Origin of the sequence: Nitrospirillum bahiense, assembly GCF_007828025.1 — a bacterium.
Lineage (GTDB): Bacteria > Pseudomonadota > Alphaproteobacteria > Azospirillales > Azospirillaceae > Nitrospirillum > Nitrospirillum amazonense.
This window is the reverse complement of the sequence record NZ_VITO01000001.1, coordinates 161365-173607: the sequence shown is the minus strand read 5'-3', so window position 1 is coordinate 173607 and position 12243 is coordinate 161365. Positions and strand designations below refer to the sequence as shown.

General features: G+C 68.2%; 8 protein-coding genes. 4 read left to right on the top strand and 4 right to left on the bottom strand.

The window, feature by feature from the left end; all coding sequences use genetic code 11:
* The first annotated feature begins 56 nt into the window (after positions 1–56).
* A complete protein-coding gene (locus tag FBZ88_RS00715) occupies positions 57–884 on the top strand; it encodes a transporter (RefSeq protein ID WP_186464128.1) in 828 nt (275 codons plus the stop codon).
* 40 nt (positions 885–924) lie between these two features.
* Positions 925–2592: a methyl-accepting chemotaxis protein gene (locus FBZ88_RS00710; RefSeq protein WP_145614952.1), complete on the top strand. Its 1668-nt coding sequence runs from the start codon at positions 925–927 to the stop codon at positions 2590–2592.
* Between the two features lie 36 nt (positions 2593–2628).
* Here FBZ88_RS00710 and FBZ88_RS00705 read toward each other — a convergent pair whose 3' ends face one another.
* Positions 2629–5028, bottom strand: a complete 2400-nt coding sequence (locus FBZ88_RS00705; RefSeq protein WP_145614951.1) for a glycoside hydrolase family 95 protein — start codon at positions 5026–5028, stop codon at positions 2629–2631.
* A gap of 482 nt (positions 5029–5510) precedes the next feature.
* Between FBZ88_RS00705 and FBZ88_RS00700 the strand changes: the two genes are divergently transcribed.
* The gene (locus tag FBZ88_RS00700; protein WP_246138432.1) at positions 5511–7985 is read left to right on the top strand and encodes a glycoside hydrolase family 3 protein; all 2475 of its coding nucleotides are present in this window, start codon (positions 5511–5513) and stop codon (positions 7983–7985) included.
* A 71-nt stretch (positions 7986–8056) separates the two neighbouring features.
* Positions 8057–8806 carry an SGNH/GDSL hydrolase family protein gene (locus FBZ88_RS00695; protein ID WP_145614950.1) on the top strand — a complete coding sequence of 250 codons (750 nt, stop codon included), beginning with the start codon at positions 8057–8059 and terminating at the stop codon, positions 8804–8806.
* Between the two features lie 81 nt (positions 8807–8887).
* Here FBZ88_RS00695 and FBZ88_RS00690 read toward each other — a convergent pair whose 3' ends face one another.
* The 3 genes from FBZ88_RS00690 to FBZ88_RS00680 form a co-directional block, all read right to left on the bottom strand.
* Positions 8888–9403 carry an META domain-containing protein gene (locus FBZ88_RS00690; protein WP_145614949.1) on the bottom strand — a complete coding sequence of 172 codons (516 nt, stop codon included), beginning with the start codon at positions 9401–9403 and terminating at the stop codon, positions 8888–8890.
* Between the two features lies 1 nt (position 9404).
* Positions 9405–10649, bottom strand: a complete 1245-nt coding sequence (locus FBZ88_RS00685; protein ID WP_145614948.1) for a DUF418 domain-containing protein — start codon at positions 10647–10649, stop codon at positions 9405–9407.
* 64 nt (positions 10650–10713) lie between these two features.
* Positions 10714–12240, bottom strand: a complete 1527-nt coding sequence (locus FBZ88_RS00680; protein WP_246138431.1) for a tryptophan halogenase family protein — start codon at positions 12238–12240, stop codon at positions 10714–10716.
* Positions 12241–12243: the final 3 nt, after the last annotated feature.

Below are 12243 nucleotides of genomic sequence, written 5' to 3'. Positions count from 1 at the left end.
TGGCACCGTGATGTCGCAGAGACGATTTGTCACAGGCGATACGGGCGGGGCTGGCTTTGCGGACTTTCTACTTCCGGACCGGATTGTTGGCGCTGGCCGTGCTGGCCACGCCGGGTTTGACGTCGGCGCTGGCGGCGGAGGGGGAACTGCGCGAGTTCGCGCCCGACCGGCCGGACAAGACCGACGGCCCTTACACGATCGATCCGGGCCACGTCCAGGTCGAGACGGATATCATCAGCCACAACCGCGACTTCTATAACGACGACGGCACGCGCAAGCACGAGTCCGTCTTCATGGCCCCCAACATCCGCATCGGCGTCTGGGACGACGCGGAAGTCGACATCATCGCCCCCGCCTACACCGTCATGGGCCTGTCGGAGCGGGGCGGCGGCCACACCCGGCTTCACGGTTGGTCGGACATGACCGTGCGGGCCAAGATCAACCTGTGGGGTAATGATCGCGAGGGCACGACCGCCCTCGGCCTGATCCCCTTCGTGAAGCTGCCCACGGCCGCCACCGCCTATGGCAATGGCGCCTTCGAGGGCGGCATCGGCGTGCCCTTCGCCATCAAGCTGGGTGGGGAGTGGGAACTGGGCACGCAGACCACGCTGGCCCTGAACCGCAACGCCATCGGCGACGGTTACGACCCCGACCTGGCCTTTTCCATGAGCCTCAGCCACCCGCTGGGCGAGGTGCTGGACGGCTATATCGAGCTGTATGGCGAGCGGCAGACCGGCCCCGACGCCGCCACCGTCGCCACTCTGGACTTGGGCCTGACCTATCAGGTGACGCCGAACTTCTCCGTGGATGGCGGTGTGAACATCGGCCTGAGCAAGGCGGCCGATGATGTGAACCCCTTCATCGGCTTCACCATCCGCTTCTGATTTTTGACTTGGATTTCGTGACCGAACCCGGAGGCCCGCGATGAAACTGGCACACAAACTGACCCTGTCTTCGGCCATGAACGTGCTGATGATCCTGCTGATCGCGGGGGTCTTCACCCTGACCCTCAGCTGGTTGGCCGAGAGCAAGGCGACGCTGACCGGCACGTCCGGCGTGGCTTCCAAGTCGGTGCGCGCCGTGTCGGCGGGCAACGACCTCTACGCCATCGTCGCGGACGCGGAGATCAACCACAACCTGGATGAGACGCGCAAGGACTGGGCCGAGAAGAAGCAGGGCATCCTGGCCATGTTCAAGGAATTGCGGGCCGAAGCCGACCTGCCGGAGGAAAAGGCCGCCCTGGACGGTGCCGAGGCGGGCCTACGCGACTACATGGCCATCTTTGAGCAGCAGATGCTGCCGGCGCTGGAGAAAACCGATTCCTTGACCCCCGCCATCCGCGAGCTGGACGGCAAGGTGGACGGTGCGCGCGACCAGATGACCCAAAACCTGGAGAAGATGGCGGCGCTGAACCTGCAACAGTCGGAGGATGCGGAGAAGGCCTTCGACGCCGCCTCCGCCAAGGGCCGCGCCCTGGGCTTCGCCTTCGCCGGCATCGCCATCGCGTTGAGCCTGGTGCTGTCCTGGGCCACGGGGCGGTCTATCACCCGGCCCGTGGATCTGCTGCGCGGCGTCATGGAGACCATGGCCGGCGGTGCCCGGCAGGTGGATGTGCCCGGCGTGGCGCGCGGGGATGAGATCGGCGCCATGGCCCGCGCGGTCGAGGTGTTCAAGGAAAGCCTGATCCAGGGCGACGCGTTGGCGGCCGAGCAGGCGACGCTGAAGGCCGCGGCCGAGGCCCAGCGCAAGGCCGCCATGGCCAGCGCCGCCGACCATTTCGAGGCGACGGTGCGCGCGGTGGTGGACAAGGTGGCGACTGCCGCCGCCGACATTCAGATGACGGCCCGCGAACTGGGCTCCGCCGCCGAGGAGAGCCTGCGGCAGACCACCACCGTGTCGGCCGCCGCCAGCCAGTCCGCCGGCAACGTGCGCACCGTGGCGACGGCCAGTGAGGAGTTGTCCTCCTCCATCGGGGAGATCAGCCGACAGGTGGAGAATTCCGCCGTCGTGGCCCGCGAGGCGGTGGTCCAGGTGGATGCGACGCGCGGCACGGTCGACGGCCTGGCCGAGGTAGCCAACCGCATCGGCGCCGTGGTCCAGCTGATCAGCGACATCGCCGGGCAGACCAACCTTCTGGCCTTGAACGCCACCATCGAGGCGGCGCGGGCGGGGGAGGCTGGCAAGGGATTCGCCGTCGTGGCATCCGAGGTGAAGACCCTGGCGACGCAAACGGCCAAGGCCACCGAGGAGATCGCGGCCCACGTCGGCGCCATCCAGGGGGCCAGCGGCCAGGCGGTGACGGCCATCGGCGACATCGGCGCCACCATCCGCCGCATCGACGAAATCGCCTCCATCATCGCCGCGGCGGTGCAGGAGCAGGGTGCCGCAACCCAGGCCATCGTCAGCAACGTGGGCGAGACGGCGCGGGCGACGGAGGAGATCACCGAGAACATCTACGGCGTCAACGAACGCGCCGGCAAGACGGCCCGCAAGTCGGCAGAGGTCGAGGCCTCCTCCACCGAGCTGACCAGCGAGGCCCAGGTGCTGCGCGCGCAGGTCGACGCCTTCCTGGCCCAGCTGCGCGCGGCCTGAGCGCAAGGGCATCCATGAGGAGCGGTGGGCTGGTCCTCAGGCGAGGGCCAGCCTGCCGTTTTTCAGCGTCACGCGCTTTTCACCACCGGCTGGCACCGTCACCGCCACCACGTCCTCGCCCAATCGCACCTGCCAGCGTCGCGGCTGCGCGCCGGCGTTGCGCAAGGCCGCCTGCGCCAGCGCGCCGTCCTTCCAGGCCAAGTCCAGCCGGCCCTGGCCGCGCACCCGCACGCCGCGCAGGCTGCCATGGCCCCAGGCGCGGGGCAGGGCGGGCAGCAGCTCGATATCGTCGCCGATGCTCTGCACCAGCATCTCCACCATGCCGGCCGTGCCGCCGAAGTTGCCGTCGATCTGGAAGGGCGGGTGGGCGTCGAACAGGTTGGGGTAGGTGCGGTCGGGCCCCAGCAGCAGCTTCAGGATCGCGTGCGCGTGGTCGCCGTCGCCCAGGCGTGCCCACAGGTTCAGGCGCCAGCCCAGGCCCCAGCCGGTGGCATCGTCCCCCCGGATCTCCAGCGTCCTGCGCGCGGCCCTGATCAGGTCCGGCGTGCCGCGCCGGGTGATCTGGTCGCTGGGGTAGACGGCGTAGAGGTGGGAGACGTGGCGATGGTGGATCTCCGGCGCCTGCATGTCCCAGTCCTCCAGCCATTCCTGCAACTGGCCGGCACCGCCGATGCGGTCCGGGGGCAGGCGCTCGCGGGCGGCCGTCACCTTGGCGCGGAAGTCGGCGTCCTTGCCCAGGATTTCGCCGGCCTTGACGGTGATGGCGAACAGGTCGCGCAGGATCTGCCGGTCCATAGCCGGCCCGGCGCACAGCGAGGTGCCCAGGGGGTGCACGTTTTCCGGCGACAGCGACGGGTTGGTGACCAGCCAGTCGCTGCCCGGCAGGACCAGGAGCGTATCCAGGAAGAACTGCGAGGCGCCCTTCAGGATGGGGTAGATGTCGGCCAGGAACGCCTTGTCCCGGCCATAGTCGTAATGGTCCCACAGGTGACGGCAGAGCCACGCCCCGCCCATGGGCCAGAGGCCCCATTTGGGGCCGTCCGGCGGCCCCACCACCCGCCAGACGTCGGTGTTGTGGTGGGCCATCCAGCCGCCGGCACCGTACATGTCCCGCGCCGCCCGCGCGCCGGTTTCCGACAGGTCCTTCAGCATGCCCACCAGGGGCTGCACGCATTCACCAAGGTCCACCAGCTCCGCCGGCCAGTAGTTCATCTCGGTGTTGATGTTGATGGTCCACTTGGATTCCCACGGCGGATCCACCTGCTCATTCCAAATGCCTTGCAGGTTGGCGGGCTGGCCGCCGGGGCGGGAACTGCTGATCAGCAGGTAGCGGCCGTAGTTGAAGTAGAGGGTGGCCAGGGCAGGGTCGTCCTGCGGGGCGGCGGCGCGCACCCGCTCATCCGTGGGCAGGCCGGCGGCGGGCGTCGTCCCCAGGTCCAGGGCCACGCGGCGGTACAGGCGCTGATGCGCCGCCACATGGTCGGCCAGCAGCTGGGCATAGGGCTTGGCGGCGGCCTGGGCCAGGGTGGCGGCCGTCAGGGCGGCCGGATCGGCGCTGATGTCGTCGTAGCGCTTGTAGCCCGTGGCGGCGGTGATCAGCACCACGGCTTCATCCGCGTGGTCGATGACGATGCCGTCGCTGCCGGCCCGCACCGCGCCGCCGCTGGCGATGACCTTGAGGCGCACGGCGAATTTCAGCCGCCCCTCTATGCCGGAGCGGCTGGGGCCGGTGCCGGTCAGCAGCAGGCCGTCCGGGCCATCCGCCACCAAGGTGGCGTTCTGTGGCGTCAGCAGCGACAGGTTGGCGCTGACCAGGCCCGGCTTGTTGGCCGAGAGCCGGGTGACGATCACCTGGTCCGGCGCGCTGGCGAACACCTCGCGCGTGTGGGTGGACGACCAGGCGCCGCCGCCGCTGACAAGGCGGGTGGTGGTCACGGCGGTGTCCAGATCCAGCCGCCGGTGATAGTCGTGCACCGTGTCCAGGCCCTGGAACAGCAGCACGGCGTCGCCCAGGGTCTGGTAGGGCATCTGCTTCAGGGGTTTGGCCATCAGCTTGGCGCCGGCCAGCGCCTCCGCCTCCCTGTACCTGCCCTGGAAGACCAGCTCGCGCACCTGGGGAAGGTTGGCCTTGGCCTCCGGGTTCACGTCGTCGTAAGGCCCGCCGGCGTAGAATGTGTCCTCGTTCAGCTGCAGCCGTTCCATGGACATGCCGCCGAACACCATGGCACCCAGCCGGCCGTTCCCCACCGGCAGGGCCTCCACCCATTGCGCCGCCGGTTGGTTGTACCAGAGCGTTTGGGTGGGGGCCGGGGCAGGCAGGGGAGGCACCGGGGCCGCGGGCGGCGCCTCCTGCGCCAGGGCGGGTCGCGTGGCGCTGGCCGACAGCAGGGCGGCGGCGCTGGCCATCAGGATTTCCCGGCGCGATATGTTGGACATGGGCAGGCGACCTTCCCCTTGGTGGATCGACAGTCAGGACAGGGGATCGGTATTCGGCAGGCCCGTCTGGCCGCCGGCCGCGCTCGGGCGCCCGTTTCCTCCGTCACCGGCGATCAGCGCCGCCGTTGCCGGTGATCCTAATGTGACCGGTATCATGGGGCAAGGCGTGGCTCGCTTGCGGGGGTTGGATGATAGCGCTATCATCCTACTAATTCGCGCCCCTGGAAATCCGCCCATCCCGACGGGAATAGAGGTGGGACGGGGCCCCGCGGATCCACCTGTCCGGCACTAGGGAGGCCCGGCGCGGGTGGCGGCATCGGCTAGCGGCACCCAAGAAGACCTGAGAAGAACAAGGAACATCCATGAAGCACCGCATGGCCCTTCTGGCGTCCGTGACGCCGGCCTTACTGCTTGCGGCCCTGACACCGCTCCAGGTCTCAGCCCGGCAAACCTCAAATCCCCCGCAGAAGGCAGCTTCCACCGTGACAGACAGCGCCCGCGGCGTCGCCCACCCTGAGCTGTGGCCGGCCGCCAAGAGCAAGGGCCTGGTGGACGCCAAGACCGAAGCCTTCGTGACCGGCCTGATGGCCAAGATGAGCTTGGAGGATAAAGTCGGCCAGATGATCCAGGCCGACATTTCCACCGTAACCCCGGCGGACCTGGCCAATTACCCCTTGGGCTCCATCCTGGCCGGTGGTGACAGCGCGCCGGCGGGCGGCGACGACCGCGCCGGCCCCGACAAGTGGGTGGAGACGGCGCGCGCTTTCCGCGCGGCCTCGCTGGCCGAGCGGCCCGGGCACGTGGCCATCCCCATCATGTTCGGCATCGACGCCGTGCACGGCAACAACAACGTGGTGGGTGCCACGCTGTTCCCCCACAACTCCGCCCTGGGTGCCACTCACGATCCCGCCCTGATCCGCCGCATCGGCGTCGCCACGGCGCAGGAGACGGCGGCAGCGGGCATCGACTGGGCCTTCGGCCCCACCCTGGCGGTGCCGCAGGACCACCGCTGGGGCCGGACCTACGAAGGCTATTCCGAGGATCCGGACATCGTCCGCCAATACGCGGGCGAGATGGTGCTGGGCCTGCAGGGCCAGGCGGGCGCCGGCCAGGCGCTGCAGCGCGGCCACGTCGCGGCCTCGGCTAAGCATTTCCTGGGAGACGGCGGCACCACCAACGGGGTGGACCAGGGCGACGCCGACGTCAGCGAACAGGATCTGATCCGCATCCATGCGGCGGGGTATCCGGCGGCGGTGGACGCCGGCATCATGACGGTGATGGCCAGCTTCTCCAGCTGGCAGGGCGCCAAGATGCACGGCAACAAGTCGCTTCTGACCGACGTGCTGAAGGGGCGCATGGGCTTCGACGGCTTCGTCGTCGGCGACTGGAACGGCCACGGCCAGGTGCCGGGCTGCACGGCGGACTCCTGTCCCGCCGCCGTTCTGGCCGGCCTGGACATGTTCATGGCCCCCAACGACTGGAAGGCGCTGTTCACCAATACCGTGGCCCAGGTGAAGGCGGGCACGATCCCCATGGCGCGCATCGACGACGCCGTGCGCCGCATCCTGCGGGTGAAGACCAAGCTGGGCCTGTTCGATCCCGCCCGCCCGTTCGAACTGAAAGACGGTGTCATCGGCAATGCCGAGCACCGTGCCCTGGCGCGCGAGGCGGTGCGCAAGTCCCTGGTGCTGCTGAAGAACAACGGCCAGGTGCTGCCGTTGAAGGCCAAGTCCCACGTTCTGGTGGTGGGGGAGGCGGCGGACGAGATCGGCCGCCAGACCGGCGGCTGGACCCTGTCGTGGCAGGGCACCGGCAACAAGAACAGCGACTTCCCCGGCGCCACTTCCCTCTATGAGGGCATCCGCCAGGCGGTGACCGCCGGCGGCGGCACCGTGGACCTCAGCGCCGACGGCAGCTACACCACCAAGCCGGACGTGGCCGTGGTGGTGTTCGGCGAGATGCCCTATGCCGAGTTCCAGGGCGACATTCCCAGCCTGGAGTTCCAGGCGGGCGACAAGCAGGATCTGGCGCTGCTGAGGAAGCTGAAGGCCCAAGGTATCCCGGTGGTGTCCGTCTTCCTGTCCGGCCGTCCGCTGTGGGTGAATCCGGAGATCAACGCGTCCGACGCCTTCGTGGCGGCTTGGTTCCCGGGGTCGGAGGGCGGCGGCGTGGCTGACGTGCTGGTGGGCGATATGCTGGGCCGGCCGCGTTACGACTTCACCGGCAAGCTCTCCTACTCCTGGCCCAAGACGGCGGCGCAAGCGACGCTGAACCGGCTGCGCCAGCCCTATGATCCGCTGTTCCCCTTCGGCTATGGCTTGCGTTATGCCGACGCCAAGCCCGTGACCGTGCCGCAATTGCCGGAGGTGTCGGGCGTGGATGCGGCGGCGGCCAACATCGACACCTATTTCGTGAAGGGCCGCAACCCCGCACCGTGGAGCTTCGTGCTGCGCCAGGGGGCTGCCAGCGTGCCGGTGCCGGGCGACGGCACCGCGACCGAGGTGGCGGGCGCCCTGGCGCTGAAGCCCGTGGATGCCGGCGGCATACAAGGTGCTGGCCGTCAGCTGAGCTGGACCGGCAAGGGGGAGGCCGCCATCGCCGTGACCGGCGGCAACGCCCTGGACTTGACACGTCAGGCCAATGGCGCCCTGTCCTTGCAGGTGGACTATCGGGTGGATGAGGCGCCGGCCGGCACCGTCTGGCTGATTTCCGGCCCGGGGAGCGGCACCGGGCCCGCCACGCCGGGCGCCCTGGACCTGACCAGCGTGCTGAAGGCCGCCCCCCTTGGGCAATGGCAGACCCTGAAGATCAAGCTGTCCTGTTTCAAGCAGGCTGGGGCGGACCTGTCCCGGGTCACCACCCCCTTCGCGCTCAGCACCGGCGGGACCTTGCGCCTGTCACTGGCTACCGTGCGGCTGTCGGCCAATCCGGCGGGCTCCATCTGCCCGGGCCATTGACGGCCAATTAAATTAAGACGTTTTATTAATTTGGGTCCCGGCTGCGGGGCCGCGTGGGAGGAACCTTGAGAATGAAGAAACGTACCGTCGCCGCCGCCCTGATGCTGGCCGGCCTGATGGCCGCGCCGGCGCTGGCCGAGGACAACAAGCCACCCAGCGCCGAGCAGGTGGCCAAATGGCACCAGGAAGAGGAAGATCGCCTGCACCACGACTTCGCCTATCTCAACCGCTACGCAGCGGACAATGAGAAGCTGGCGCCCGGTTCGGTCCAGGTGGTGTTCATGGGCGACAGCATCACCCAGCTGTGGGTGGATAAGACGCCTGGCTTCTTTACCCCCGGCCGCGTGGGCCGGGGCATCAGCGGCCAGACCACCGCGCAGATGCTGCTGCGCTTCCGTCAGGACGTCATCGACCTGCATCCCAAGGTCGTGCACCTCATGGCCGGTACCAATGACCTGGCCCAGAACTGGGGCCCGGTATCGCCGCAGCAGCTGAAGAACAACATCATGAGCATGGTGGAGCTGGCGCAGAAGCACGGCATCACCGTGATCCTGGCCGGCATTCCTCCGGCGCTGGACTTCAAATGGCACCAGGGCCTGGACCCGGCGCCCAAGATCGCCGCGCACAATGCCTGGCTGAAGGAGTACGCGGCGCAGGTGGGCGCCCTGTTCGTCGACTACAAGGACGTGGTGGGCGACGGCAAGGGCGACTTCAAGCCCGGCCTGGCCTCCGACGGCGTGCACCCGACCGAGGCCGGCTACGTCGCCATGGCGCCCCTGGCCGACAAGGTGGTGAAGGAAGCGCTGGCCAAGGCCAAGTAAGTCCGCCGAACGTTGTTGGAGCGACGAACGCCCGGGATCGGCTGGTCCCGGGCGTTTTGTTTTTAAGATCTGGATTCTCACTTAACGGGAGAGGATCAGCTGGAGATTGCCAGCCTGATCAAACAGCAGGGCACTTGCGCCTCGCCATGCCAGGTTGCTCGTTGCTTCCATCGCGGCTACGACGGCGAGGAGTTGGTGGGTGTCGTCTGTGCCGCAGTTTATTGTCCAGGCCAAGGCGCGTAAGGTCAATTTGTCATCGGTCATGTCATAGCGACCCAATGCAGGTCCGCAGCCGACAAAGACTTCCAGCGCCCCCGTGGTGTTGAACGTTATCGTCGGCCAAGGAAGGTTGACGGTTTGGCCGGCGTTGGCGGGCGTTGCGAAGTCCTGCAGCTTGGGTGCAGCGAGGGCCACCCCGTCGAAGTACGTGATGATGCGCCACCGCCCACCGGCCAGGGTGGGCGGCGGAACAGGAACTTGGGTTACCACCGGTGGTCGGCCGAGTGCAGGCAGATGTGGCGCCTCTTCCGCTTGACCCGTGGTCATTGTCAGTATGACGGTCGTGGCCAAGGCGGCTAGGCGCATCCATGCATTCATCTTACGCCGCCTCCGCCAGTGCCGCTTTCGGAGGGCGGCGCAAGGGCAGGGACAGGGTGCGGAAGGTGGCGGCGCGCCAGACCCATTCCAGGGGGCCGTAACGGTAGTGGCGCAGCCACCAGTGGGCGACGCTGCACTGTAGGATGACGAAGGCGAGGCCGCTGGCCACGCTGTAGAATGGGCCCATGAACCTATAGAGCCCCAGGCCGAAGCCGTAGAACAGCGGCACGAAGACCAGGGCCTGGGTGATGTAGCAGGTCAGGCTCATGCGCCCGAAGGACGCGAGCGCCCGCACCGGCGCCAAGGCCTGGAGGCGGGGATACAGCAGGACGAAGCCGCTGGCCCAGACGGCCATCTGCGCCAGGCCGCAATAGGCGCTGGCCAGGTTCGTCACCTCATAGGCCGTCATGGCCGGCAGGCCGGCACCCTCCGCCAGGCGCTTCAGGGGATAGAGCACGGCGAAGGCCAGCGCGCCGCCGGCGAGGACGCCCTGCAGCAGGCGGCGATGCTGGGATGCCCGTTCCAGGATGTGGTTGCGCCCCACCACCAGGCCCACCAGGAACAGGCCCATCATCTGCATATAGCGGCCGGTTTCGATGGTCCAGAAGGTGCGGGCCAGCACGCCCTGCCATAGGTTGGCCTTCACCAGGTCCCAGAAACCGCCGTTGGCGTAGATGGGCATCAGGCCCTCATACACCGTCCAGTGGGCGGGGACGGCCGGCGTGGGGGCGGTGCCGCTCAGCAGGCCCGCCACCTGCCACAGGGTGGGCGGCTGGATCAGCAGCACGGCCGCCAGGGCCAGCAGGGCCCGGTCGCCCAGGCGGTGCAACAGCACCAGGGGTGCGCCCATGACCGCCAGGATGGTCAGGATGTCGCCGCAATAGATCAGGCCGTGCAGATAGCCGATGGCGAACAGCACGGCCAGCCGCCACAGGAAGCGGAGCGACGCGCTGCCCGGCCGCCGCGACCAGCTGCCCAGGATCAGGGAGAAACTGATGCCGAACATCAGGGCGAAGATGCCGTAGGCCTTGCCGGCGAACAGGAAGAAGGCTGTGTCGTGAGCCGCGGTGTCGAACGGTTTCAGCCAGGCCGGCGGCACGGCCGCGTCGCTCAGGAAATCGAAATGCTCGATGGTGTGCAGCAGGAACAGGCCCACCAGGGCCGTTCCCCGCAAGGCGTCGATGACGGTGATGCGGTCGCCCGATCCGTCAACACCCGATCCCGATGCGCTTCCCGATGCACTCATGTCAGGCCATCCCGTTGTTCTTCTTACCCCCTGGCTGGACATCTTCCCCGGGATGCCAGCGTTGTCATGCTGCCACCGGCCGGTCGGCGCGGCAATGCCGGTTGATGAACTCGGCATGGGTGGGCAGGGCGTCGGCCATGCGCCGGATGGCCTCGCGGATGCGGGCAAGGCGGGCCGTCACCTCCGCCTCCGGCATGACGTCGCCCACCGGGTCGTAGGAGTGCGGCTGGATGCCCTGGCCCAGGAACACGGCAACCCAGCTGGGCTCCGCGAACAACTGCTCATCAAAGCGGGCGATGCGGCCCCGGGCGCGGAACAGGTCGATCTTGTGCCGCAGGCTGTCCGGGATTTCCATGGTACGGCAGTAATTCCACAGCGGGGAATCATCCCGCTCCACCGCATGGTAATGCAGGATCAGGAAGTCGCGGATCTGTTCGTATTCGATGTTGGTCAGGCGGTTGTACTCATCCACCGTCGCCTGCTCGAACCCGTCGCGGGGCAGCAGCGAGACCATGCGGAACAGGCCGCTCTGCACCAGGTGGATGCTGGTGGATTCCAGCGGCTCCATGAAGCCGGAGGCCAGGCCAAGCGAGACGCAGTTCTTGGTCCAGGAATTCTTGCGGCGCCCGGTGGTGAAGCGCAGCGGGCGCGGATCGGCCAGGGGCTTGCCGTCCAGGTTGGCCAGCAGAGTGGCCGTCGCCTCGTCATCGCTGATGAAGCGGCTGCTGTAGACATGGCCGTTGCCGATGCGGTGCTGCAGCGGGATCCGCCACTGCCAGCCGGCCGCCCGCGCGGTGGAACGGGTGTAAGGCGTGATCGCCGCCACGCCCTCGCACGGCACGGCCACCGCGCGATCGCACGGCAGCCAGTGGGACCAGTCCTCATACGGGGCCTTCAGCGTCTCCCCGATCAGCAGGCCGCGAAAGCCGGAGCAGTCGACGAACAGGTCGCCCTGCACGCGGGTGCCGTTGTCCAGCACCAGGCTGTCGATGAAGCCATCGGGATCGCGTTGCGCCACCCGCACGATCTTGCCCTCGGTGCGCTTCACGCCGTTGCGCTCGGCGATGCCCCGCAGGTACTGGGCGTATAGGCCAGCGTCAAAGTGGTAGGCGTAGGCGATGACGGGGCCGCCGGGCCGCGCGTCCGGTGCCGGCGGCTGGAACTTGCCCATCCGCGCCGCGACGGTGGAGGGGGAATAGTCGCCGATGTCGCTGGTGTCGCCCTGGGCCCGCTGGCGCAGCCAGTAATGATGGAAGGACACGGCGTCGATGGTGTGGCCATGCGGCCCGAAGGGATGGAAATAGCGGTGGTTCAGCCGCGTCCAATCGACGAATTCGATGCCCAGCTTGAAGGTCGCCTGGGTCTTGCGGACGAAGTCGACCTCATCGATGCCTAGCAGGTGGTTCAGGAACTGGATGGGGGGGATGGTGGCCTCACCCACGCCGACGGTGCCGATCTCGGCTGATTCCACCAGTTCGATGGTGCCGTATTTGCCCTTCAGCACCCGGGCCAGGACGGCCGCCGCCATCCAGCCGGCGGTGCCGCCGCCCACGATCACGATTTTACGCCCGCTCCGCATCGCCTCGGCCATGGC

Coding starts and splice junctions, on each gene's coding strand:
- FBZ88_RS00705 (WP_145614951.1), bottom strand. CDS start 5,028: ATGTCCAACATATCGCGCCGGGAAATCCTGATGGCCAGCGCCGCCGCC.
- FBZ88_RS00690 (WP_145614949.1), bottom strand. CDS start 9,403: ATGAATGCATGGATGCGCCTAGCCGCCTTGGCCACGACCGTCATACTG.
- FBZ88_RS00680 (WP_246138431.1), bottom strand. CDS start 12,240: ATGGCCGAGGCGATGCGGAGCGGGCGTAAAATCGTGATCGTGGGCGGC.
- FBZ88_RS00685 (WP_145614948.1), bottom strand. CDS start 10,649: ATGAGTGCATCGGGAAGCGCATCGGGATCGGGTGTTGACGGATCGGGC.
- FBZ88_RS00695 (WP_145614950.1), top strand. CDS start 8,057: ATGAAGAAACGTACCGTCGCCGCCGCCCTGATGCTGGCCGGCCTGATG.
- FBZ88_RS00710 (WP_145614952.1), top strand. CDS start 925: ATGAAACTGGCACACAAACTGACCCTGTCTTCGGCCATGAACGTGCTG.